Source organism: Amycolatopsis halotolerans, from assembly GCF_042647905.1.
Taxonomy (GTDB): Bacteria; Actinomycetota; Actinomycetes; order Mycobacteriales; family Pseudonocardiaceae; genus Amycolatopsis; species Amycolatopsis halotolerans.
The window spans coordinates 19,778-43,234 of sequence record NZ_JBHRWI010000049.1 but is presented as its reverse complement, the minus strand read 5'-3'; the positions used below and the strand labels follow the sequence as shown (position 1 = coordinate 43,234).

General features: G+C 69.4%; 16 protein-coding genes and 1 pseudogene. 10 read left to right on the top strand and 7 right to left on the bottom strand.

All coding sequences use genetic code 11. From position 1 onward, the window contains the following. Window positions 1–42: 42 nt before the first annotated feature. Complete coding sequence (locus ACFORO_RS33920) at window positions 43–975, top strand: SDR family oxidoreductase (RefSeq protein WP_377871215.1); 933 nt, start codon at window positions 43–45, stop codon at window positions 973–975. 1 nt (window position 976) lies between these two features. Here the strand turns inward: ACFORO_RS33920 and ACFORO_RS33915 are convergent, their stop codons facing one another. Together ACFORO_RS33915 and ACFORO_RS33910 are read right to left on the bottom strand one after the other, a co-directional pair. Then, window positions 977–1,636: a response regulator gene (locus ACFORO_RS33915; protein ID WP_377871213.1), complete on the bottom strand. Its 660-nt coding sequence runs from the start codon at window positions 1,634–1,636 to the stop codon at window positions 977–979. After that, on the bottom strand, window positions 1,629–2,687 hold the full coding sequence (locus tag ACFORO_RS33910) for a sensor histidine kinase (RefSeq protein ID WP_377871212.1): 1,059 nt from the start codon (window positions 2,685–2,687) through the stop codon (window positions 1,629–1,631). The genes ACFORO_RS33915 and ACFORO_RS33910 overlap by 8 nt, the downstream gene beginning before the upstream one ends. Before the next feature lie 135 nt (window positions 2,688–2,822). On the opposite strand from ACFORO_RS33910, the gene ACFORO_RS33905 reads away from it, so the two are divergent. Continuing rightward, complete coding sequence (locus tag ACFORO_RS33905; RefSeq protein ID WP_377871211.1) at window positions 2,823–3,521, top strand: hypothetical protein; 699 nt, start codon at window positions 2,823–2,825, stop codon at window positions 3,519–3,521. Here ACFORO_RS33905 and ACFORO_RS33900 read toward each other — a convergent pair. Further along, window positions 3,500–4,207: a dienelactone hydrolase family protein gene (locus ACFORO_RS33900; RefSeq protein WP_377871210.1), complete on the bottom strand. Its 708-nt coding sequence runs from the start codon at window positions 4,205–4,207 to the stop codon at window positions 3,500–3,502. The two genes, ACFORO_RS33905 and ACFORO_RS33900, sit on opposite strands and share 22 nt — an antisense overlap. A 34-nt stretch (window positions 4,208–4,241) precedes the next feature. After that, window positions 4,242–5,420 (bottom strand): globin domain-containing protein, encoded by a 1,179-nt coding sequence (locus ACFORO_RS33895; protein WP_344287647.1) that lies wholly within the window; start codon window positions 5,418–5,420, stop codon window positions 4,242–4,244. A gap of 345 nt (window positions 5,421–5,765) precedes the next feature. On the opposite strand from ACFORO_RS33895, the gene ACFORO_RS33890 reads away from it, so the two are divergent. The 4 genes from ACFORO_RS33890 (at window position 5,766) to clpB (ending at window position 12,427) form a co-directional block, all read left to right on the top strand. Then, window positions 5,766–6,254, top strand: a complete 489-nt coding sequence (locus tag ACFORO_RS33890; protein WP_377871209.1) for a MarR family winged helix-turn-helix transcriptional regulator — start codon at window positions 5,766–5,768, stop codon at window positions 6,252–6,254. Window positions 6,255–6,292: 38 nt separating this feature from the next. Next, a complete protein-coding gene (locus ACFORO_RS33885; protein ID WP_377871312.1) occupies window positions 6,293–8,413 on the top strand; it encodes an MFS transporter in 2,121 nt (706 codons plus the stop codon). 138 nt (window positions 8,414–8,551) lie between these two features. Then, entirely contained in the window at window positions 8,552–9,739 is a 1,188-nt protein-coding gene (locus tag ACFORO_RS33880) for an MFS transporter (RefSeq protein WP_354740727.1), read from the top strand. Between the two features lie 93 nt (window positions 9,740–9,832). Continuing rightward, window positions 9,833–12,427 carry an ATP-dependent chaperone ClpB gene (gene clpB, locus ACFORO_RS33875; RefSeq protein WP_377871208.1) on the top strand — a complete coding sequence of 865 codons (2,595 nt, stop codon included), beginning with the start codon at window positions 9,833–9,835 and terminating at the stop codon, window positions 12,425–12,427. Between the two features lie 421 nt (window positions 12,428–12,848). On the opposite strand, the pseudogene ACFORO_RS33870 reads toward clpB, so the two are convergent. After that, a pseudogene (locus tag ACFORO_RS33870) lies at window positions 12,849–13,544 on the bottom strand (hypothetical protein); the annotation flags it as partial. Window positions 13,545–13,825: 281 nt separating this feature from the next. Between ACFORO_RS33870 and ACFORO_RS33865 the strand changes: the two are divergent. Beyond that, the gene (locus tag ACFORO_RS33865; RefSeq protein ID WP_377871206.1) at window positions 13,826–14,974 is read left to right on the top strand and encodes a glycoside hydrolase family 88/105 protein; all 1,149 of its coding nucleotides are present in this window, start codon (window positions 13,826–13,828) and stop codon (window positions 14,972–14,974) included. Window positions 14,975–15,031: 57 nt separating this feature from the next. Here ACFORO_RS33865 and ACFORO_RS33860 read toward each other — a convergent pair whose 3' ends face one another. Together ACFORO_RS33860 and ACFORO_RS33855 are read right to left on the bottom strand one after the other, a co-directional pair. Beyond that, window positions 15,032–18,229 (bottom strand): arabinosyltransferase domain-containing protein, encoded by a 3,198-nt coding sequence (locus ACFORO_RS33860; protein WP_377871205.1) that lies wholly within the window; start codon window positions 18,227–18,229, stop codon window positions 15,032–15,034. 240 nt (window positions 18,230–18,469) lie between these two features. Next, window positions 18,470–19,339 carry a hypothetical protein gene (locus ACFORO_RS33855; protein ID WP_377871204.1) on the bottom strand — a complete coding sequence of 290 codons (870 nt, stop codon included), beginning with the start codon at window positions 19,337–19,339 and terminating at the stop codon, window positions 18,470–18,472. A gap of 61 nt (window positions 19,340–19,400) precedes the next feature. Between ACFORO_RS33855 and ACFORO_RS33850 the strand changes: the two genes are divergently transcribed. The 3 genes from ACFORO_RS33850 (at window position 19,401) to ACFORO_RS33840 (ending at window position 23,432) form a co-directional block, all read left to right on the top strand. Continuing rightward, entirely contained in the window at window positions 19,401–20,168 is a 768-nt protein-coding gene (locus ACFORO_RS33850) for an SDR family NAD(P)-dependent oxidoreductase (protein ID WP_377871203.1), read from the top strand. A gap of 79 nt (window positions 20,169–20,247) precedes the next feature. Next, window positions 20,248–20,994 carry an ABC transporter ATP-binding protein gene (locus ACFORO_RS33845; RefSeq protein ID WP_377871202.1) on the top strand — a complete coding sequence of 249 codons (747 nt, stop codon included), beginning with the start codon at window positions 20,248–20,250 and terminating at the stop codon, window positions 20,992–20,994. Between the two features lie 23 nt (window positions 20,995–21,017). Next, a complete protein-coding gene (locus tag ACFORO_RS33840) occupies window positions 21,018–23,432 on the top strand; it encodes an ABC transporter permease (RefSeq protein WP_449224225.1) in 2,415 nt (804 codons plus the stop codon). The last annotated feature ends 25 nt before the right edge of the window (window positions 23,433–23,457 follow it).

Genomic DNA, 23,457 nt, shown 5'->3' with positions numbered 1-23,457 from the left:
TCGCTACGCGTAGAGTCAGTGACTGACACTAAGGAGCCTTTCATGCACTTCTTCGTCACCGGCGGATCCGGCCAGACCGGCCCCGCCGTCGTCGCCGAGCTGGTCAGGGCCGGGCACAAGGTCACCGGCTTGGCCCGCTCGGACACTGCCGCCGTGCGGCTGGAGTCGCTCGGCGCGACGCCGCATCCCGGTGAGCTCGACGATCTCGACAGCCTGCGCCGCGGCGCCGAAGCCGCCGACGGCGTCCTGCACATGGCCCAAGGCGGCAGCTACGCCGATCCGGACGACCTCGTCCGCCGCGACTGCGAGGCGATCGACGCGCTGGGCCAAGCGCTGGTCGGCACCGGCAAACCGTTCGTCAGCACGTCCGGCACTTTGGTGATGAAGGCCGACCAGGTCAGCACCGAACTCGACCCGGCCGATCCCGATTCCGTGGCCTGCTTCCGGATTCCCGGCGAGCAGACCTGCCTCGGTTTCGCCGACCAGGGCGTCCGCGCCAGCGTCGTGCGGCTCGCGCCGACCGTGCACGGACCGCGCGACCACGGCTTCATCCCAGCGCTCATCGCGGGCGCGCGCCGGGCCGGGGTTTCGGCGTACCTCGGCGACGGCACGAACCGCTGGCCCGCGGTCCATCGCGATGACGCGGCGGTGCTTTTCCGGCTGGCGCTGGAGAAAGCGCCTGCTGGGAGCGTGCTGCACGGGGTCGGGGAAACAGTCGCGATCAAGAGCGTCGCGGAGAAGATCGCTCAGCTGCTGGACATCCCCACGGCGTCCCTGACTCTGGAAGAAGCCGCGGAGCACCTCGGAAATCCTTTCCTGGCAAAGTTCTTCTCGCTCGACGTGCCCGCCTCCAGCACGCACACCCACGAGCTGCTGGGCTGGACGCCGAACCACGCGTCGCTGCTGGAAGACCTGGAAACCGGCGACTACTTCACCCAGGAGGCCAGCGACCGCGCCGAGGCGGTCTGGCGGTAGCTCAGTTCCGGGCGCGCACCAAACCGGATTCGTACGCGACGATCACCAGCTGCGCGCGGTCCCGGGCGTCGAGTTTCGCGAGCAGCCGTCCGACGTAGGTCTTCACCGTCGCCATCGACAGCCGCATCCGCTCGGTAATCTCCACATTGGACAGTCCACTCGCGACCAGCGTGAGCACCTCGCGCTCTCGCGGGGCCAAGGCGGCGACGTCCGCGCGCGGCGGGGCGTCCGGGATCCGCGCGAACTGCGCGACCAGCCGCCGGATGATGGACGGGCCGAGCAACGCGTCGCCGGAAGCCACCACGCGCACCGCCGCGCACAGGTCGGCCGGGCGGGTGTCCTTGAGCAGGAATCCGGTCGCTCCGGCGCGAAGGGCGGCGAACACGTGTTCGTCGAGGTCGAACATGGTCAGCACCAGCACCCGCACGTCCGGGGCTTGTTCGCCGATCAGCCGGGTGGCCTCGATGCCGTCCATCATCGGCATCCGGACGTCCATCAGCACCACGTCCGGCTTTTCGGCCACGGCCAGCTCGACTGCCTCGGCACCGGTCGCGGCTTCGCCGATCACGGTGAAGTCCGGTTCGTTGTCGAGCAGCAGCCGGAAACTCCCGCGCAGCAAGGCTTGGTCGTCCGCGACGACGACGCGGATCTGGTCAGGCATCAGCACACCGGAGAGTGGCGGCGACGCGGAACCCGCCGTCCGGGCCGGGACCGGCGACCAGCTCGCCGCTGTAGAGGGCGACGCGTTCGCGCATGCCGGTCAGCCCGTGGCCGAGGCGCAGCTCCCCGATCGGTGCCGCGCCGTCGTCGGTCACCTGGATCCGGATCCCCTCAGCAGCCACCGCGACCACCACCCGACACCGGGCTGGTGCCGCGTGTTTCACCACGTTCGTCACCGCTTCCTGCACGATCCGGTACGCGGCCAGCGCGACCGGTTCCGGCACCCGCGCAGTGCCGAGGACGGACAGTTCGACATCGACGCCGGCCTGCCGTGCGCGTTCGGCGAGCTCTGGCAACGCCGCCAGCGGGTCGGCCGGAGTTTCGTCACCGTCGTCGCGCAGTACGTGCAGCAACCGCCGCATCTCGCCGAGCGCCGCGCGGCTGGTCGCTTCGATCACCCGCAACGCGTCGCGCGCTTCCTCCGGGCGGCTGTCCGCGACATGGTTGGCGACGCCCGCTTTCACCGCGATCAAGCCCATCCCGTGCGTGACGACGTCGTGCAGTTCGCGCGCGATCCGGACGCGTTCGTCGACCAGGATCCGATGTTCGCGTTGCCGTTCCTGCCGCGCCGTCTGCGCGCGCCGGGACCGGAGAGCTTCGGCAAGCCCCCAGGTGAGCAACGCCAGCGGGACGCCGAACGCGTACCACCACTCCCCAACCACCGCAGTTGCCGCCGACATCGCCGCAACCCCGGCCGCGGCAGGCAAAGCACGCGGCGGACGCACGAGGTACAGCACCAGAGCCGCGCCGACGAACGGATCCCACAGCAGCCCGAAAGCGGCGGCGGACGCGGAAACGACCGTGGTGCCGATCAGTATCGGCACCGGAGCCCGCCGCCGCAGCAGCACCGCGGCGGCGATGAGCGTCGCGATCACGGCGGACACGGGCAGCCGCCAGGGTTCCTCGTCGATCAGCACGTTCCCGGCAAGCCCGACGTCCGTGACGAGGAGACCTGCCGCCAGCGCGACGTCGCTCACTCGCAGAGGGGTCATAACGGCAACGTTAGCCAGTGCGGCGGGCGCGCACATCGTGCTGTGGTGGGTCATCCCCCGGTTTAGTTCCGTGGCGTGGAACTGTCCGCCCCGGACCGATGTGCGCGGGGTATCCGGCCGGGCACGGTGAGCGGCATGTCGACCTTTCCCGGCCCGCGCCTCGGCGGAGCGGCACTCGTCCTCGGTCCGGTGCTCGTGCTCGCCGGCGTGCTGCTGCGTCTGCCGTACCCGTTCTTCTTTCCGCACCAACTCGCCGCGGTCGTGCTGCATCCGGCACAAATGACCGCCGCCGCCACCTGTTTCCTCGCCGGTCAGGTGGTTCTTCTCTGCGCAGTGTCCACAGTGGTCCACCAGATCGCGGTGCCGAAGCCGCGCTGGGCGGCGTGGTCGGGCGCGCTGGTGCTGATCGGTCTGGTCGAGCGGGTCTTCCATGCCGGATTCGACCAAGCCGCAACGGATCTTGCCCGGCATCGCGGAGCGGACTACGCGACCGCGTTCGTCGCGGAAGCCTACGGCGATCTCCACCTGTTCAGCTTCTTGTCGTTCACGATCATGTTCGGCTGGCCGCTGCTCGGTTTCGCGGCCTACCGCGCCGGAGTGCTCGGCCCGGTACGCGCGGTAGCCCTTGCCGCCATGACCGTCCTGCCGCTCGGTGTCCTCAAAGGAACGACGATGTGGTCGATCGCCGCCGCGGCCGGGCTCTGCGTGGCGTTCGTGCCGTCCGGGATCCGGCTGCTGAAACAAGCCGCGCGCCCGGACCGACGTACCTTCGGCCTGGCGTGCCTTGGCACGGTCGCGGTCGGCGCACTCGGTTACTTGAGTTCGCTGGGCTGAAGGTGCTCCTCGAAGAACGCCATGACGCGACGCCAGGCGTCCGAATCGGACGGTTCGTGATAGCCCATCCCGGCGACCTTCGCGAGCGCGGCCAGCGGTGCGGGCCGGAAGTGGTTCGCGAAGCCGTGCCCGGCATCCGGGTATTCCTTGACGTCGTGCGGGATTCCTCGTTCGGTGAGCGCGGCTTCGAGCTTGGCCGCGGCACCGCGCAGGGAGAAGTCCTTGCCGCCGAAGCTGCCGACGATCGGGCACGCACCGTCCAAAGCGGACAGATCCTTCGGCAGTTGTCCGTAGTACGGCGCGGAAGCGTCGAAGTCGCGCGAGGCGGCCACGAGGGCGAACCCGCCGCCCATGCAGAAACCGACGACGCCGACCTTGCCGGTCGCGTCGTCCCGCCCGGCGACGAGCACTCGCGCGGCCTCGATGTCCGCGAACGCCCGGCCCTCGCGGGCGAACATGTCCTGGAAAGTCCGCTTCACGCACCGGATCATGCCGCCGCGCGAATACAGATCGGGGCTCAGCGCGAGATAACCCGCGGCGGCGTACCGGTCGGTGATCTCGCGCGCGTCCTGGTTCAGCCCGAACACGTCGTGGATCAGCACCACCGCAGGGAACGGCCCGTCGCCGTCCGGCACTGCCAGATAACCGCCGATTTCCCCGTCCGCCACCGGAATCTGGATGTCCATGGCGCCGACGATAGCCACGCGGGCCCGATTCCGCTCAGTCCGCGGTGAACGGGTCGTACTGGATCTGGTCCAGCGCGCTTCCCGCGACCAGCATCCGGGACACCGTCGCGCGGATCATCGCGGGCGAACCGGACACCAGGATGTCGTGGTCCGGCCACGCGCCGTATCGCGTGACCGCCTCGGCGAGGGTGCCGTGTTCGCAGCCGGGCAGGTGGTCGCCGCGTTCGACGACCGGGGTGATGGTGAGCCACGGGTTGGTCGCGGCGAGCGCGCGCAGTTCTTCCAGGTCGTAGAGGTCTTCCCGGGTCGGCCCGCCGTAGAACAGCCGCGTTTTCGGGTTCTCGCCCCACAGCGCGAGGTGGTCGAGGATCGACCGCAGCGGCGCGACCCCGGTGCCACCGGCGACCATCAGCACCCCGCGCGACTGCTCGCGGTTGACGTTCATCCGGCCCAGCGGCGGGCCGAGCCGCCAGACGTCGCCCGCCTGCGTGTGGCTCACGATCGCCCGGGACACCCAGCCGCCGTCGACCGCGCGCACGTGGAATTCGATGCCGCCGTCCTCGCGCGGCGCGTTCGCCGGGGACAGATACCGCCACAATCGCGGCCGCTGCGGCACCTCGACGCTCATGTACTGGCCCGGCGAATACGGCACCGGCTGGTCCGGGATCACCCGCACCAGAGCGAGATCCCAGGTGAGCCGCCGGTGCTCGACCACGGTGGCCGACCACGACGCCGGGTTCTCGTCCGCCGCCGCGGCCTCCTGCATCGCGCGCGCGACGATGGTGAACGCCTCCGCCCACGCGCGCTCGACCTCCGGCGTCCACTCCGGGCCGAGGTGGTTCTTCAACGCGGCCAGCAGTGCGGTGCCGACGGCCTCGTAATGCTTGGGAGCGACGCCGAACTTGCGGTGGTCGCGGCCGAGCTGGCGCAGGAACGGGAGCAGGTCGTCCGGCCGGTCCACCATCTGCACGACGCGGGCCAGCGCGCGGATGATCCGCCCGCCCTGCACTTCCATGTTGATCGGGAAGAAATCGCGCGTGGCGGGCGCGAGCGTGAAGAGCATCCCGTAGAAGAACTGGGAGATCTCCGGGGCGTACGGCTCCGACTTGGCCCAGGTGTCGCGGATGAGCTGCACCATCGCGACGACGGCCGCCGGCGCCTGCCGGGGTGCGGCCGAGGTCCGCGGGAGCGGGCTGATCGAATCGGCTGTCATCGGGCTGTCGTCGTTCATGGGTCGGGACCGGAGGCCGGGGGGCTGGGAGGGGATGGTCACGAGAGCAGGGCAGTCGCGGTTGTCGGATTCGGCTCGCGCGGTCGCGCGGGGGAATTCGCCACTCCTGCTCCTCGTTGTCCTTGGACGTGCTCGCCGCGTCGGCTCCGCGGGGCGTCTGGTCCGCAGAGTAGCCGCACTGAGGCGGAATGCCCGCATCGTTGCTCCGGTCGGGTTACCGGCCGGTCGGGACGTGGGGCAGCTCACCGATTAGATAGTTGTCCTACGCAACCTTCAGCGACTAAACTTGTAGAATACAAGCAAGTGGGCACCGGCCCTGGAGGAACGATGAGCCCAGCTGACGACGTGCGGCTCGAACTGCTGCGAGAGCTGAAGGCGTCCGCCCAGCTCCAGCACCTGTGGATCATGCAGGCGTGGCAGAACGAGCCCGGGCTCCACCCGGCCTCGGCGATGCTGCTGTCCGACCTCGCCAAGCACGGCGAGGCCCGCCCGTCTGAGGTCGCCAAGCGCAGGCTCGTCGACCTGTCGGTGATCAGCAGGCAGATCGCCCAGTTGCAGGCCGCCGGGCTGATCCAGCGCCGCCCCGCCCCCGAGGACGGGCGCGCGTCGCTGATCAGCGTGTCCGAAGCCGGTCTTGCCCAGCTCGAACTGTGGCGCAAGAAGTATCTCGAGTTCTTCGAGACGGCTCTGGGCGGCTGGGACGAGGTCCGGATCGAGGGCCTCACCTCCCAGCTCGCCGAATTGAACGAAGGTCTGCGCGCGACGCTCGGCCCGTCCGGGTACTGCGCCGGCCAGGCCCCGCACGCGGGAAAGTGAAGTAGCGAATAGTGGAAACCACCGCTTCCGGGCAGCCGATGACGCACCGGGAAATCCTCAAGGCCTTCACCGGCCTGCTGCTGGCCCTGCTGGTGGCGTTGCTGTCGTCGACCATCGTGTCCAACGCGCTGCCGACGATCCTCGCCGACCTGCACGGTTCGCAGAGCGAGTACACCTGGGTCGTCACCGCGACGCTGCTGACGTCGACCGCGACCACCCCGATCTGGGGCAAGCTGTCGGACCTGTTCAGCAAAAAACTGCTGTACCAAATCGCGATCGTCGTCTTCACCGTCGGTTCGGCGCTGGGCGGGATCGCGCAGTCGATGCCCGAGCTGATCGCCTACCGCGCGCTGCAGGGCATCGGGCTCGGCGGGCTGCAGGCGCTGATCCAGGTCGTGATCGCGGCGATGATCGCGCCGCGCGACCGCGGCAAGTACTCCGGCTACACCGGCGCGGTGTTCGCCGTCGCGACTGTTTCCGGGCCGCTGATCGGCGGGCTGATCGTGGACTCGCCGCTCGGCTGGCGCTGGTGCTTCTGGGTCTGTGTGCCGATCGCGGTGATCGCGTTCGTGGTGCTCGGCCGCACGCTGAAGCTGCCGGTGCTCAAGCGCAAGGTGCGGATCGACTGGCTGGGCGCGACCCTGCTGGTCGGCGGTGTCGCGCTGCTGCTGATCTGGGTTTCGCTGGCGGGCGGCAGCTTCGGGTGGGTCTCGTGGTCGAGCGCCGCGTATGTCGGCGGGGCGATTGTCGCGCTGGGGCTGGCGGTTCTCGTCGAATCCCGGGTCGCGGAGCCGGTGGTTCCGCTGCGGCTCTTCCGCAACCGCACCTTCACGATGGCCGTGCTCGCCTCGCTGGCGGTCGGCACCGCGATGTTCGGCGGGTCGGTGTTCCTTGGCCAGTACTACCAAATCGCGCGCGGTTTCTCGCCGACGCACGCCGGTCTGATGACGCTGCCGATGGTGCTGGGTCTCGCGGTCGCGTCAACTGGGGCCGGACAGGTCATCTCCCGCACCGGGCGCACCAAGCCGTTCATGGTCGCGGGCGGGGTTTCGCTGCTGGCCGGGTTGTTCCTGCTCTCGACGGTGGACCACGCGACGAACCTGACGCTGATGGGCGGCTACCTCGCGCTGGTCGGCGTCGGGTTGGGCTTCCTGATGCAGAACCTCGTTTTGGTAGTCCAAAACACGGTGGCGATGAAGGACATCGGCTCGTCGTCCTCGGTCGTCACGTTCTTCCGGTCGCTCGGCGGCGCGGCGGGCGTGTCCGCGCTCGGTGCGGTGCTGGCCGCCCGGGTGGCCACGAACATCGCGAACTCCCTTTCGCAGATGGGCATTCACCCTGGCGGCGCGGTTTCCGGCGGCGGCGGCACGTTCGCCATCTCGTCGCTTCCTCCGGCGCTGCAGCCGGTGGTGCGCGGGGCGTTCGGCGACGCGACCGGCACGGTGTTCTTCGTCGCGGGCTGCATCGCCGTGGTCACTTTCCTCGCCGTGCTCTTCATCAAGGAAGTTCCGCTGCGGCGGACGCTGGACGCGGACGCACCGGCACCGACCGCGGCCGCTGTCTCGGTCGAGGCTGTCTCAGTGGTCGAAGCTCCGGTCGAGATGACCACCGTGCTGCGCGGACGGGTTCTCGACGCGGGCGGTCGTCCAGTGTCCGGTGTCGTGCTTACGCTCACCGACATGACGGGGCGTCAGGTCGACGTCGGGCGTACAGGACGTACCGGCGCGTACGAGCTGTCGGCGAACACAGTGGGAGAGCACGTCCTTCTCGCGACTGCTGGCTCGACGCGGCCTGCGGTGTCGACCGTGCGGCTTAACGGCAACGCGCGTTGGCACGACTTGCTGTTGGACAGCCAGGGCGCCATCTCCGGTCGCGTACGCGTCGCTGGTCGGCACGCGGCTGTCGCTGGTGCAGTGCTCACACTCACCGATCGTCTGGGCACCGTCACCGCGACGCACATTGGAGGCGGCGATGGCGCGTACGGATTCACGGGAATCGAACCGGGCGCCTACACGCTCACTGTGTCGGCTTACGGATATACGCCGCACGCCGAACCGATGACGGTCGGAGACGGCGCGGCGGCACAGCACGATGTTGAGCTGAGCGAAGCCGTCGAGCGAGAGTTCGTTAGGCACCAAGGAACACTCAGCGTCGACTAAAGGGGCTCGTGAGTGTTTGTCGCGGTTCTAGCCGGGACAGGCACTCACGAGCTTTCTACTGGGAGTGGCATTTGCCGACGAGCGATGCGCCCTCCCGGCCCTGCCTCGTCCCCCTTCCCCAGAGGTAGCGTCGAATATGTGACGCGAAGCAGGGTCGCGATGTTGCTGGCTATGGGGATCGACAACTTCGGTTCCGGACTTTTTCTTCCGCTCGCACTGCTTTACGTGACGCGGGTGATCGGAATCCCGCTCGTCGAAGCGGGCACGGCGGTCACTTTGGGCACTACAGCAGGGCTTCTCATGCCGCCGCTGGCCGGTCGGCTGGTGGATCGCGCCGGGCCGAGAACCGGAGTTCTTGCGGCGCAACTGTTGCAGGCTGCCGGAATCAGCGCGTATCTGTTCGCGCACGGCGTCGGCGGCGTTGTGGTGGCCGCCATCATGCTTGGTGCCGGGCAACAATTGTTCTACAGCTGCCTGTTCGCGCTCATCTCCGAAGTCGCCGGAGACGTGCCGAAGGACCGGCCGTTCGCCGAAGTCGGAATGGTGCGCGCGGGCGGCTTCGGGCTCGGCGGGCTGATGTCGTCGGTGCTGCTCACCTGGTTCGGCGACCGCGGCTACGGCGTCGCGCTCGTCGTGGACGTCCTCACTTTCCTAGCCGCGGCGGGCATCGTCGCGATGTTCATCCCGCCTGGCCGCCGGTTCGCCCCCGTGGTCCGCGTCCGAAGCGGCGTGCTGCGCAACCGGCCGTACCTGACGTTGATCCTCCTGAGCGGCCTGTTCGGGCTGTCGCTCGATTTCTTCCTCATCGGCACCCCGGTGTTCGTGCTCGACCGGCTGCACGCACCGACGTGGCTGCCCGGCGCGATCTTGTTCCTGCTGACCGTGCTCACCAGTGCGGGCGGCACCGTCGCGTTGCGGCTCACGAGAGGCCTCAGCCGGATCAGCGCGATGCGGGCCGGGTCCGCGCTGTTCGCCGCTTGGTGCCTGACGAGCGTCGGCGTGCTGCTGGTGCCGAGAAGCTGGCAAGTGCCGTATCTGCTCGCCGCGACGCTCGTGTTCGCCGCCGGTGACCTGGTGTTCGGGCCGCGCTCCGGCGCGCTCGCCGAGGCCGCCGCGCCGCCCGAGGCGAAGGGCCGTTACCTCGCCGCGTTCCAATACGCGTTCACTGTGGCTCAGGTGCTCGCTCCGGCGATCGTGTCGTTGTTTTCCGTGGCGGCGTGGTTACCCTGGGTCCTGGTCGGGGGTTGCGCTTGCCTCGCGGCGCTCGGGCTCGGCAGGCTGGGACCGAGGCTGCCCGCGGCCGCGGTGGCACCAATTCAGAGTTGAGCGGAACAGACTCAACTTTGCTGACGTTATACCTGTCGACGGGCCTTGGTCGGGCCTGTCACCAGGTATTTCCACGAACGCATGAGGTGAGGGATGGACGCTTTCAACCCGACCACGAAGACCCAGCAGGCGATCTCGTCCGCGGCGCAGGCGGCCACCGTGGCCGGCAACCCGCACGTGTCGGCCGCCCATTTGCTGGGCGCCCTGCTGGCGCAGGGTGACGGGACCACCGCGCCGCTGCTGACCGCGGTCGGGGCGGACCCGGAGACCGTGCACAAGGAGCTCGAGCCGATCATCAACGGGCTGCCGTCGGCGACCGGCGCGACCGTGTCGACGCCGCAGTTCGACGCGCCCGCGGTCAAGTCGCTCACGCAGGCGCAGAAGCTCGCCACCGAACTGGGTGACGAGTACGTGTCGACCGAACACCTGCTGGTCGGCCTCGCCACCGAAGGGGCTCAGGTCGCGGACCTGCTCAAGCGGCACGGCGCCACGCCGGACGCGCTGCGCGAGGCGTTCGCGAAGGTGCGCGGGTCGGCCCGGATCACCAGCGCGGATCCCGAAAGCACGTTCAAGGCGCTGGAGAAGTACGGCGTCGACCTGACCGATCGGGCGCGTTCGGGCGAACTCGACCCGGTCATCGGCCGCGACACCGAGATCCGCCGTGTCGTGCAGGTGCTTTCCCGGCGTACCAAGAACAACCCGGTGCTGATCGGCGAACCGGGCGTCGGCAAGACGGCGATCGTCGAGGGCCTCGCCCAGCGGATCGTCGCGGGCGACGTGCCGGAATCGTTGCGCGGCAAGCGAGTGGTCGCACTCGACCTCGGGTCGATGGTGGCCGGAGCCAAGTTCCGCGGCGAGTTCGAAGAGCGGTTGAAGGCCGTCCTCAAGGAGATCACCGACTCCGCGGGCCAGGTCATCACGTTCATCGACGAGCTGCACACCATCGTCGGCGCGGGCGCGACCGGCGAGGGCGCGATGGACGCGGGCAACATGATCAAGCCGATGCTCGCTCGTGGCGAGCTGCGGATGGTCGGCGCGACCACGCTCGACGAGTACCGCCAGCACATCGAGAAGGACCCCGCGCTGGAGCGGCGTTTCCAGCAGGTGCTGGTCGGCGAGCCGTCGCCGGAGGACACCATCGCGATCCTGCGCGGGCTGAAGGAGCGCTACGAGGTGCACCACGGCGTCCGGATCACGGACGCCGCGCTGGTGGCCGCCGCGACGCTGTCGGACCGCTACATCACCGCTCGGTTCTTGCCGGACAAGGCGATCGACCTGGTCGACGAGGCCGCGTCGAAGATCCGCATGGAGATCGACTCGCGTCCGGTGGAGATCGACGAGGTCGAGCGGGCCGTGCGGCGCATGGAGATCGAAGAGATGGCACTGTCCAAAGAGGACGATGCGGCCTCTTTGGAACGGCTGACCGCCCTTCGTGCCGAACTCGCCGAGAAACGCGAGGAACTCACCGCGCTGACCGCGCGTTGGCAGAACGAGAAGGGCTCGATCGAGACCGTCCGTGAGCTGAAGGAGCAACTGGAGCAACTGCGCGGCGAATCGGAACGCGCCGAACGCGACGGCGACCTCGGCAAGGCCGCCGAGTTGCGGTACGGCCGGATTCCGGTGCTGGAGAAGGAGTTCGAGGCCGCGATGGCCGCGAACGAGGCCAGCAAGCAGAACGTCATGCTGAAGGAAGAGGTGGGCGCGGACGACGTCGCCGACGTGGTCAGCGCGTGGACCGGCATCCCCGCCGGACGTCTGCTGGAAGGCGAGACGGGCAAGCTGCTCCGGATGGAGGAGGAGCTGAACCGCCGCGTCATCGGCCAGGATCAAGCGGTGCAGGTCGTCGCGGATGCCGTACGGCGGGCGCGGGCGGGCGTCGCGGACCCGGACCGGCCGACCGGCTCGTTCCTGTTCCTCGGCCCGACCGGTGTCGGCAAGACCGAGCTGGCGAAGGCGCTGGCGGAGTTCCTGTTCGACGACGAACGCGCGATGCAGCGCATCGACATGAGCGAGTACTCCGAGAAGCACTCGGTGGCCAGGCTGGTCGGTGCGCCTCCGGGTTACGTCGGCTACGACCAGGGCGGCCAGCTGACCGAAGCCGTCCGGCGCCGCCCGTACACGGTGGTGCTGCTGGACGAGGTCGAAAAGGCGCACCCGGACGTGTTCGACGTGCTCCTGCAGGTCCTCGACGACGGGCGGCTGACCGACGGCCAGGGCCGGACGGTGGACTTCCGCAACACCATCCTGATCCTGACGTCGAACCTCGGCTCGCAAGCGATCGCGGACCCGTCGCTCGACGAACGCCAACGCCGCGACGCGGTGATGGAGGTCGTGCAGCGGCAGTTCAAGCCGGAGTTCCTGAACCGGCTGGACGACATCGTGGTCTTCCACGCACTCGGCACCGAGCAACTGACGTCCATTGTGGACATCCAGGTCGCCCGGCTGGCGAAGCGGCTCGCCCAGCGCAGGTTGCACCTCGAGGTGACGGATGGCGCCCGGGAGTGGCTGGCTCTGAACGGCTTCGACCCGATTTACGGCGCGCGTCCGCTGCGTCGCCTGGTGCAGTCGGCGATCGGGGACCAGCTGGCTAAGCAGCTGCTGTCCGGTGAGGTCCGGGACGGGGACACCGTGCGGGTGGACCTGCCTGAGCTGGAGACCGGGGACACGCTGAAGGTGTCGCGGGTCTGACACTCGGACGGTCCGTGAAGGGCTCCTTGAAGGAATCAGATTCCCTCAAGGAGCCCTTCACTGCGTTTGGGTGCTTTCGCGGCGCGGGCCACTCGCCCGGCGGTACGTGAGGGGAACCCTGACGGACTCAGAGTCCCTCAGGGTTCCCCTCACGTACTTTCATCACCGGCCCCGAACGCGAAACCGCCCGGCCGCAGCAACGCGACCGGGCGGTTCCCGTCTCAAGCTCTCAGCCGTCTTCCCCGCGCTCAGGTTCCGCCGGACGCGCCGGTGACACCGGAGTCGCGCCACCGCCCGGAGGCGGAGTCCGCGGTGCGGGCGGCGAAGGCTGCCGCTCAGTAGCCCGCGTATCCGCCGGAGAAGGAGCCGACGTCTCGACCGCGCGAGTGTCGACCGGCCGCGTCGCCTGGGTGTCCGCCGGAGAAGGAGCGCTCGTCGGAGTGCCCGCGGAAGGCGTCCAAGTGCGGTTCGAGTCGTAATCCTCGTCAAACGGGTCCACGATGTCCGCGATCTCGCCCAGATCGCGCAGCAGCCGCTCAAGCCGCGACGGCCCGGCCCCCGGCACCACGCTCGCCAGCACCCACTCGTTCTCCAGCCACGCCACCCCGACGTCGCCGCCCAGCTGGTCAGCCGCGTCGACGAGATCCTGGGTGATGACCTGGCGAGCCCCCTCGGAATCGTCCGCGAAGGCGTAGCGCTGGCCGATCGGGCCGAGCATCTCCGGCATGTTCTCGCGCTGGAACGGCACGCTCGACAGCCACATCTCGACCGGCACCCGGTGCGTCTTGTTGCAGCGCACGGCCACGACCACCGCGGGCACCTGGCCTTGCGACTCGATGTCGAAGATGAACACCGGACGGCGGCCGTCGGAGGTGAAGGTGGAGCCCGCGACGACGTTCACCGCCGCGTCGGCTCCGAAGTAGCCGATCGCGCCCCCCGACCACTGCCGGGGCAGCCGTTCGTCCTCTTCCACGAACTGCCAGCCGCGCAACTGGGCCCAGCGCTGCCGCTCACGGTTGCGCGAGCCTTCCCTGGCCCGGTCCGCGAAGAGCAGGCCGAGCCCCGCCACCAGCGCGACGGCGGCGATGACGAACCAGATCCACGCCGAGATACCCACGCCGGTCAGGGTATCGCTGCCGAGCCCTCCTACCCGGACGGCGGCACCGTGTCGGCGCGCCCCGTTTGGCCGGAACCGTCCAGGTTACGTCGACATATCGGCTAATCGCCCGGCTCAGGTGTCCATTGCGGACAGGTTCCCGCTGACCGGACGGCCCGCTGCGCCTATCCAGCGATCACGGCGGACAACCCGGACAGGAACCTTGCCGGACCGCTCCACCGGCGAGTAGAGGTCGTTCGACAACTCTTTCCCGCCGCCGCCGACAGCAGGAAGGACACCGCATGTCCCTCTCGAGAAGATCGGTACTCGCCGGGACCGCGGCGGCGCTCGGCACGCTCGCGCTGCCCGGAGTCGCGGCGGCGGGCACCGCGCGCGACTGGTCCCGCGCCGTCATCGACTCCACCATGAAGCGCTACACCCCGGCGTCCATCGGCGGCTGGAGCTACCCGCTCGGCCTCTACTTCTACGGCCAATACCTCTTCTACCGGCGAACGAAGGAACAAAAGTACCTCGACTACCTAGTCGCCTGGTACGACCGTTTCATCACCGCCGACGGCATCTCCAACAGCTTCAGCAGCCTCGACTCGATGCGCGCCTGCCAGATGCTTCCGTTGCTGTACAACGAAACCGGCGACGCTAAGTATCGCAAAGCCGCCGACCAACTGCGCAAACGCTTCGAGACCTACCCGCGCACGAGCGACGGCGGGATGTGGCACGCGGTCAGCCGTCAGCACCAGCTGTGGGGCGACGGGGTGTACATGGCGCAGCCGTTCCTCGCGTTGTACGGCAAGGTTTTCGACGATCCGACCTACTGCTACGAGGAATCCGCCAAGAACCTATCCGTCTACTTCGGACACCTCAAGGAGCCCGCGAAGGGCCTGATCTACCACGCCTACGACGAAAGCGGCACCCAGCCGTGGGCGACCGGCCCCGGCAAGCACTCCAGCTTCCACTGGGCCCGCGCGATCGGCTGGTTCGGGATGGCCGCGATCGACATCCTCGAGGTGCTGCCCGCGGACCATCCGCGACGGCCGGAGCTGATCGGGATCGTCAAGTTCCTCGCCGAGGGCTACCGCCGGTTCCAGGATCCGCGGACCGGCCGGTGGTATCAGGTGGTCGACCACGGCGGCGACGCCGGGAACTGGCTCGAGACGTCCGCGTCCTCGATGTACGCGTTCACCGTTTCCCGCGCCATCGAACGCGGATATTTGCCCGCGTCCTACGCCCCGGTCGCTCAGCGCGGCTATGCCGGGGTGCTGCAGAAGGTGTCGATCGGGTCCGACGGGCTGGCGAATCTCGCCGACATTTGCGAAGGAACGAACGTCGGCGACCTGAATTTCTACTTCGCGCGCAAACGGCTGACCAACGACTTCCACGGGCTCGGCGCGTTTTTGATCATGAACGAGCAGTTCACCCGGTACCGGGGCTGAACGTCCGTGAGGGGAACCCTCAGGGAATCAGAGTTCCTCAGGGTTCCCCTCACGGACTTACGACTCGCCGGTCGGGTTGGCAGGCTTGGCCAACGGCCCGGGCGACCAGATCCCGGAATGCGTCACCGACTGCTGATGCAACGCCGCCGAAGCCGGAAGCGCGTTCGAGACCTCGGGAGTCACCTCGTACAACGTGCCCCAGTCCCGCTCGACGTCGCCTTCCAGATACGTCGGCAGCGCCTGCATCTGGGTGGCCACGTTCATCCACACGAACGACCCGCCGCCCGCCGGCGAGGACCAGTACTTGCCGACCGTGCGCAGGTCGTCGCCCGCGCTGATCCGGTACTTCGGCACCTCGGCGATCCCGTTGTGGATCGACGACGGGCGCAGGCACGGGTGCTGCGCGGCGGCGGCCCATTCCAGGAACACCGGGTCCTGCCCGACGACGTCGGTCATCTTCGCGATTTTCGGCGCCCGCGGCGCGCTGAACGCGACCCAGCCGTCGCTGCCGAGCCCGCGGCCCTTCGCCACGATCCGCACCTGGTCCGCGCCCTCGGGCACGCTGACCCGCGCGTCGCGCCAGTTGGTGTCCTTCTTCTTCGCGTCGAGCTGCTCGCGGCCGAGCACCTGGAATCCGGCGGGGGTGTTCTTGCCGAATTCGGCGGTCAGCGAGTTCGGGTCGTCGGCCTTGCCCGCGAGGGCGACAACGATCGGCACCGAGCCGTCGCGCGCCCGCTCCGGGACCGAGTACCACTGGGTGCGCAGGTCGCCCGCGCCGTCGCCGGACTTGTGGTAGCTGCCCCAGATCGGGGCGCCGTCCTTGCCGAACTGGTACGGCGGGTTCCAGCTGTCGGCGTTCTCGGTCGGCAGTCCGCCGTTGGTGACGAAGCCCTTCTGCGTGCTGGCCAGCCAGTCCTTCGGGGTGACCCCGCGGTCTGCGTCGGCGGGCACCTGCCAACCGGGCGCGGCGTTTTCCGGCTGCTGCGGCGCGGCTTGCAGCAGCCCGGCCTTCGGGTCGCGTTCGACCTTGATGTAGTCGGACAGCCCGCAGCTTTGCCCGGCCAGCTGGCGGATGTTGTCGGCACCCATGTTGTAGGTGTCCCAGCGCTTCTGGATGCCCTTGGCGATGCTGCCGATCTCGAACAGCACCAGAATCGCGCACACCGTCGAGAGCGGAGCAAGCCCGAGCCGCAGCGCCCGGCCGCGGTTTTCCAGGTCGCCCTTCGCGACCGGCGCGGGCGGGACGAACGGTTCGTGCTCGTTGTGCTTCATGTGCTCGATCGCCGCGATCGCCAGCGCGACCGCCGCCGCCACGAGCGCCATCGTGCTCAGCTTGATGCCGAACACCTGCGGCGGCAGGTCGAACCAGGGCACGCCCCAGGCCGAGACGTACCACCAGGCGTTCGGCCCGGTCGAAGCGAGCGCGACGATCACCATCAGTCCCGCGAAGAACGCCGCGCGGTTGCGGCGCGAGAACAGCACGGTCGTACTTGTCGACAACGCGGTGAGCGCGGCGAGCGGTCCGCCGACCGCGACCAGCATGCCGAAGTGGTGCGTGTGCTTGGTTGGAGCCAGCGCCAAGACCACAAAGGACAGTGCGCTGATGCCGAGCAGCCGACGGCTCGGGCCGAGCGCGGCGCCGCGGATGTTGCCGCGCCGCAGCAGCACGACCGCGCAGGTCGCCAGGCACAGGAAGATCAACAGCACCGGGAACCGGCGCGTCATGGAGCCGTCCGGGCCGTTGCTGAACAGCATCGAGTACCGGTCGAGCTCGTCGTACCAGGAACCGGTCGGTCCGAGCGACGACCGCAGCCGCACCGATTCCAGTGCGCCGCGCAGGGTCTGGTCGCAGAAGATCAGCGTGAGAATCACCAGCCCGGCGGCGGCGATCGGCGCGAGCACCGGCACCCAGCCGAACTGGCGGGCATGCCGGAGCACGATCTTCGCCAGCGGCTTCAGCCCGACCACGAACGGCAGCACGGCCATCAACCCGTGCGGGTTGACCGCGACACACAGCGCCGCGACGGTCAGCCCGATCGCCGCCGGACCCAGCCGCCGGGTGGCGACCGCGCGTTCGACGGTGCAGATCGAGATCAGCGAAAGCAGCGCGACCAGGTTCTCCGGGCGCAGGCCGTTGTCGTAGGGCAGCCAGAAGGCGAGGAAGACCGCGCCCGCCGCCCAGCCGGCCGCGCTGCTGATCCGCACCTGCCTGCCGAGTCTCGGCAGCACGCCGCGGCTGATCAGCATCCAGCAGGCGACGCCCATCAACAGCGACGGCAGCCGCATCCACGGCGTGAGCGAACTGACCTTGGCCATCGCCGCGTAGATATCGACGAACCACGCCATCGGCGCGTCCGGCGCGGCGAACCAGCGGTAGTACTCGCCGATGTAGCCGGCGTCGCCGCGGACGCGCGCCATGGTCGTGAAGTAGCCGTCGTCGGCGGTCATCGCGCCGATCAGCCACCAGACGACGAGCGTGCCGAGCACGGCTATGTCGAGGAATTTCAGCTTCCACCAGCCGCGCGCGGCCAGCCGGGGCGCGCGTCGGCCGGAAAGCCGGTCCAGGCGGTACAGCGCGAGCACCGCGCCGATGAAGCAGAGCACCGACAGCACGATGGCGGCGAGCTTGATGCCGGTCGCGGTGCTGGCCCAGCGGTTGTCGACCTGCGCGGAGACCGAGAGGCCGTGCGTGTCGTCCTGATTCGTGAGGTCTGAGTAGTAACCGGTGAGCTGCGGCCGGTGGTCGTCGGTGACGTCCGCGATCCGGTTCCCGCCGACGGACGCTGTCGTCCGCTTCGCGTCGGTGTGCACGGTGATCGTGCAATCGCCGTCGCCGACCGGGGCCGAGCCGAGCTGCTGGCCCTGTGAGGAAAGCGTGAGCTGGCCGTTTCCGACCTGCAGCGCCATCCCGGTGACGACGCCGATGCCGGAGTTCGGCGGGTTGGTGCTGAACAGCACCGCGCTGCCATCGATACGCGCGTCGAGCGCCCGCGCCGTCGTGCACGGGACCTTCGCGTCGAGCGAGATCGGCGCCTGCGCGGTCAGCGGGGCGGTCACCGCCCTGGTGCCCTGGGCGGTCGGCCAGTCGAGGGTGGTTTGCTCGAGCGTGACGGGCAGGAACGGGACCGCGATCGCGAGGATCGCGCCCGCGATTCCGAAAACCGCAGCGAGCAACCGCGCCCGACGACCGGCTTGGCTCTTGCCGATAGCTGTCGAAGACGCCGATTCGGCGGCAACGGATTCGAGGTCGACCACGCCCCGCAGGCTATCCAAGCGGAAACGGGCCTCCCGCTGGGGACTCTCCCGGGGGCGGCCCCACCTGGTCGAGCCGGGATTCCCCCGACGAATAACCACGGTGGGTGAAGTAAACCCGGACTCGCTTACGGCGAACGGGTGACACCAAGCAGGTCAGAGCCAGGAGCCGGACGGACCGTTTCACGATCCGGAAACGGTCCGGACTCGGTTGCCGAAAGCGGACTCGGCGAGCCAGTGAACTCAGCCGGGCGACAAGGTGAACGGCGGTCCGGAAACTGTCCATCCGTTGTCGATGACCGGTTTTCCGAGCACTTCGGCACCCACCTGCTGGCTCCGGGTAACCGGAACACCCAGGGTAGAAGCGGTACTCGTCCGCGCCGCCGCGATGTCCGCCGCCGAGAGTTCGCCGTGGAACCGGTCCGTGCGCTCGGCGGTCGACTGGCTCGTCGCGGCCAGCGCGTGCACCGGGCCGAGGTCGCCGGACACACTGTGCCGCTCGGTCGACTCCAGCCGCGCCACGTCGAGCTTGCCGGTGAACTGGCCGAGCAAGCTCTCGTCGGAGTTCGCGACCACCGAGCCCGCCGGGCCGAGGTCGACGGCGTCGGCCGAGGTGCGTTCGAGGCGGGTGCCGCTCATCAGGTCGCCGGAGAACCGGCCGGCCAGACCGGTCTCGGTGCCGGTCTTGCTGCTGGAAAGCGCGTCGACGCCGTGCGGCAGCTGGACGCCGTGCCGCATCGACTGGTCCAGACCGGCGACGTGCGCACCGTCGAACGGCTGCGTGTGGTGCACGTCGAGGTCGTTGCCGGTGAACGCGCGACCCGGCTCGCCAAGCCGCAAGTCGTGGGTCTGGGACTGGCCGGCGGTGTCCGAGCCAAGCGTCTGGCGCAGGTTCGACGCGGCGGACGCGGGCAGGTCACGCGTCGCCATCGTCTCGTCGCGGGTGAACTGCAGGTCGGAGGAGGAACCGTGCTGGTGCAGGTCGAGCGGCAGTCCCCCGCGCGGGGTGTCCGCCAGCGCCGCGGCCGGGCCGGCGAGCAACAGAGCGAGGGGCGCCGCACCGGCGGCCATCCGGGGCAGATATCCGGGCGTCCGCTTGGTGTGCTTGCCCATGCGCCGGACCATACTGCGCCACCAGGGCGAACGCAGCTGAAAAACGGGTAGCTTCACCCACATGACCACCACTGCCATGATCACCGGAGCCACCGCGGGCATCGGCGCGGAATTCGCGCGCCGGCTCGCCGCCGAGAAGCACGACCTCGTCCTGGTCGCCCGCGACGAGGAACGGCTGAACGCGCTGGCCGAGCAGCTGCGCGCGCAGCACGGCGTCGAGGCGACCGTGCTGTCCGCCGATCTGTCCGAAGTGGACGGCCGCAAGCAGGTCGCCGAGCTGCTCGAAACCCGGCCGGTCGACCTGCTGGTCAACAACGCGGGCTTCGGGCTGAGCGGCGAGTTCTGGGAGATCCCGGCCGAGGACCTGCAGCGCCAGCTCGACGTGAACGTGACCGCCGTGCTGCAGCTGAGCCGGGCGGCGCTGCCGGGCATGGTCGAACGCGGACGCGGCGACGTGATCAACGTCAGCAGCGTCGCTGGCTTCTTCTCAGGACGCGGCTCGACCTATACCGCCAGCAAGAACTGGGTCACGTCGTTCACCGAGGGCATCGCGATGTCGCTGCCGAAGGGCGTGCGGATGATGGCGCTGTGTCCCGGCTTCACCTACACCGAGTTCCACGAGCGCGCCGGTCTGCAGCGGGAGGGACCGAAGGCGCTGTGGCTCGACGTGGCGCAGGTCGTCGACGAAGCCCTCGCTGACCTGCGGCGCGGCAAGGTGATTTCGGTGCCGAGCCTGCAGTACAAAGCCCTGGTCGGGATCGGCGGACTACTGCCGAGGCCGGTGCTGCGCAAGCTCGCCGGAGGCTTGGGCAACCGACGCCGCACCTGAGGGGGTAGGGAAAGCCCTACCCCGTCCCGGCGTGTGTGCCCCAGGGTGTTTCCCCCCGTAAACCCATAGCGTTTTCCCCATGGCGACTGGGGAAGCGGTGCGGCTCGAATCCGTCCGCAAGGAATACGGCCGGGTCACGGCACTGGACGGGGTGAGCCTGTCTTTTCCGCGCGGCGGGTTCACCGCGGTGATGGGCCCCTCGGGCTCGGGCAAGAGCACGTTCCTGCACTGCGCGGCCGGGCTCGACCGGCCGACCAGCGGTTCGGTGCTGCTCGACGACCAGGAGCTGGGCAAGCTCTCCGAGACCCAGCTGACGAAGCTGCGCCGGGACAAGATCGGGTTCGTCTTCCAGGCGTTCAACCTGCTGCCCGCGCTGACCGTCGAGCAGAACGTCGTGCTGCCGCTGCGGCTGGCCGGGCGTCGTCCGGACCGCCGCCGCGTCGCCGAGATGCTCGGGCACGTCGGGCTGAGCGACCGGCGCAAGCACCTGCCGGGCCAGCTGTCCGGCGGCCAGCAGCAGCGGGTGGCGATCGCTCGCGCGCTGGTCAGCCGTCCGGCGGTGCTGTTCGCCGACGAGCCGACCGGCGCGCTCGACACGCGGACCGCGGGCGAAATCCTTGGCCTGCTGGCGGAATCGGTGCGCGGCGGGCTGACCGTCGTGATGGTGACGCACGATCCCGTCGCGGCTTCCTATGCCGACCGGGTTGTCTTCCTCGCTGACGGCCGGGTCGCCGGCGAGCTGCTCCGCCCGACCGCCGCGGCGGTCGCGGAACGCATGACCCACCTCGGTGCCTGGGCCGACCGGATGCCGGTGGGCGGCTTCTGATGTTCAGTCTTGCCTTGCGCACCTTGCGTTTTCGCACCGGCGGGTTCATCGCCGCGTTCGTGGCCGCGTTCCTCGGCGCGGTGATCGTGTCCGCCTGCGCCGGTCTGATGGAGACCGGGATCCGGTCCGCGACCCCGCCGCATCGGCTGGCCTGGGCGTCGGCTGTCGTTGCCGGACAACAGAATTTCGATCTCCGGAAGAATTCCGAGAAGCCCAAGACGCAGTCGGTCACGCTGCCGGAACGGGTCCGGCTGGACCGGTCGATGGCGGACACGATCCGCGCGACGCCCGGTGTGTCCACTGTGGTCGGTGAGGTGAATTTCCCGGTATCGCTGGGCAAGCAGCCTCTCGTCGCGCACGGCTGGGAGTCCGCTCGGCTGCCCGGTCCTGCGCCGCGTGCCGGCGAAGTGGTGCTGCCCGCTGCCAGTGGCGTGGCGGTTGGATCCACTGTGGACATTGCTGTTCAGGGGTCGATGCGCCAATACCGCGTCGCTCAGGTCAGCGATCGTCCCGACGTGTTCTTCGCCGACAGCGTGGCCGACCAGTTCTCCGGCCACCCCGGCAAGGTCGACTATTTCGGGGTCGGCACTGACAATCCCGCCGCTTTGCAGCTGGGTTCCGGCGTTTCCGTGCTGACTGGGGATGAGCGCGGACTCGCCGAATTCCCGGAGGCACAAGCGAGCGGCGGCCGGCTGATCCCGTTGTCCGGTGTCGCGGGCGGCCTGTCCCTTTCGGTCGCCGTGTTCGTCATCGCGAGCACGCTGATGCTGTCGGTGCGCCAGCGGCAGCGGGAATTGGCTCTGCTGCGCGCGATCGGCACGACCCCGCGTCAGTTGCGTCGCATGGTTCTCGGCGAAGCGCTGGTCATCGGCGTGCTCGCGACCGGAGCCGCGGCGGCGCTGGGCCCGGTGTTCGGCGGGTGGCTGTTCGGGCAGTTCACCTCGGGCGGGTTCATTTCGCCCGCCGTGCAGTTCCACCAGGGCTGGATCCCGATGATCATCGCGGCGGGCGCGACCCTGCTCGCCGTCGGGATTTCCGCGCTGGTGGCCGGATTCCGGGTCGGCCGCATCCGGCCGACCGAGGCGCTCGCCGAGGCCTCCGTGCCGCGCGGCTGGCTGACCCCGCTGCGGCTGATCTTCGCCATCCTGTGCTTCGGCGGCGGGACCGCGCTGGCCATCGTCACGCTCGCGGTGATGACGGGACCCATCGCGGCGAGCACCGCGGGTCCGGCGGTGATGCTGTGGGCGATCGGCGTCGCGATGATCAGCCCGGGCGTCACGAAGCTGACCGCGATCCTGTTGCAGGGCCCGATGCGCCTGTTCAGCGGCGTCACCGGCTGGCTGGCGATCACCAACACGCGCAACGCGGCCACCCGGGTGGCCGGCGCGGTCACGCCGATCATGCTCGCCGTCGGCATCGCGACCGCCAACATCTACCTGCAGACCACGACCACCGCCGCTTCCGCGCAGTCCTTCGCCGAAGACCTCCGTGCCGACGCGATCGTCGCGGGTCCCACCGGGATTTCCCCCGAGGCGATCGACCGGATCCGGCACGCGGACGGCGTCGCGGCGGTCTCGCCGTACGTCACCAGCCGCGCGTTCATCACCGCGCCGTTCGACGGGAACCAGACCAAGAAGGGCTACCCGGCGCTCGGCCTCACCGACGCGACGACCAACGCCGCGACGGTCGTGCGCGGCAACCTCGCAGACCTCACCGGCGAGACGGTCGCGCTGCCGGACACCGCCGAGGCGTCCCGGTCCGTCGGCGATTCCGTCACGCTCCGTCTCGGCGACGGGACCGACCGGACCCTTCGCGTCGTCGCGATCGTGCACCAGCGGGCCGAGGCCGAGCAGCTCCTGCTGCCCGCCGATCTGCTCGCCGGGCACACCACGTCCGGTCTGGCCCGGCAGGTGCTCGTCCGCGCCGCGCCTGGCGTCGACCAGACCCGGCTGACCCAAAGCCTGACCGCCGCGACCGCCGGTCTCCCGGTGTCCGTCGGCGACCGGAGCACGCTGGCCGCCGCGAACGCCAAGAACGACGAGACCGGCGCGTGGGTGAACTACCTGCTGGTCGGCATGATCGTCGGCTACACGGTGATCTCCGTGGTGAACACCCTGGTCATGGCGACTTCGCGCCGCCGGCGGGAGTTCGGCCTGCAGCGGCTCGGCGGCTTCACCCGTGGCCAGGTGCTGCGGATGGCCGCGGGCGAAGGCGGCCTGATCGCCGCTATCGGCATCCTGCTGGGCACCGTGGTGTCGGCGGGCGCGATCGTGCCGTTCTGTCTCGTCGCGACCGGCCGGGTGCTGCCGGACGGGCCGATCTCCATCTACCTGGTGATCGTCGCGACCGCGATCGTGCTCGCCTTGGCCGCCGCGGTCCTCCCGGCTTGGGTGGCGACCCGGACCCGTCCGGTGACGGCCGTCGCGACCGGGGAGTGACGCGCGGAAGTTGTCGGTGGCGTGT

What these genes read in the sequence shown, in the direction of transcription:
- ACFORO_RS33865 (WP_377871206.1), top strand. Translation starts at nt 13,826, where the DNA reads ATGTCCCTCTCGAGAAGATCGGTACTCGCCGGGACCGCGGCGGCGCTC.
- ACFORO_RS33885 (WP_377871312.1), top strand. Translation starts at nt 6,293, where the DNA reads ATGACGCACCGGGAAATCCTCAAGGCCTTCACCGGCCTGCTGCTGGCC.
- ACFORO_RS33900 (WP_377871210.1), bottom strand. Translation starts at nt 4,207, where the DNA reads ATGGACATCCAGATTCCGGTGGCGGACGGGGAAATCGGCGGTTATCTG.
- ACFORO_RS33895 (WP_344287647.1), bottom strand. Translation starts at nt 5,420, where the DNA reads ATGACAGCCGATTCGATCAGCCCGCTCCCGCGGACCTCGGCCGCACCC.
- ACFORO_RS33915 (WP_377871213.1), bottom strand. Translation starts at nt 1,636, where the DNA reads ATGCCTGACCAGATCCGCGTCGTCGTCGCGGACGACCAAGCCTTGCTG.
- ACFORO_RS33850 (WP_377871203.1), top strand. Translation starts at nt 19,401, where the DNA reads ATGACCACCACTGCCATGATCACCGGAGCCACCGCGGGCATCGGCGCG.
- ACFORO_RS33910 (WP_377871212.1), bottom strand. Translation starts at nt 2,687, where the DNA reads ATGACCCCTCTGCGAGTGAGCGACGTCGCGCTGGCGGCAGGTCTCCTC.
- ACFORO_RS33890 (WP_377871209.1), top strand. Translation starts at nt 5,766, where the DNA reads ATGAGCCCAGCTGACGACGTGCGGCTCGAACTGCTGCGAGAGCTGAAG.
- ACFORO_RS33905 (WP_377871211.1), top strand. Translation starts at nt 2,823, where the DNA reads ATGTCGACCTTTCCCGGCCCGCGCCTCGGCGGAGCGGCACTCGTCCTC.
- ACFORO_RS33855 (WP_377871204.1), bottom strand. Translation starts at nt 19,339, where the DNA reads ATGGGCAAGCACACCAAGCGGACGCCCGGATATCTGCCCCGGATGGCC.
- ACFORO_RS33845 (WP_377871202.1), top strand. Translation starts at nt 20,248, where the DNA reads ATGGCGACTGGGGAAGCGGTGCGGCTCGAATCCGTCCGCAAGGAATAC.
- clpB (WP_377871208.1), top strand. Translation starts at nt 9,833, where the DNA reads ATGGACGCTTTCAACCCGACCACGAAGACCCAGCAGGCGATCTCGTCC.
- ACFORO_RS33920 (WP_377871215.1), top strand. Translation starts at nt 43, where the DNA reads ATGCACTTCTTCGTCACCGGCGGATCCGGCCAGACCGGCCCCGCCGTC.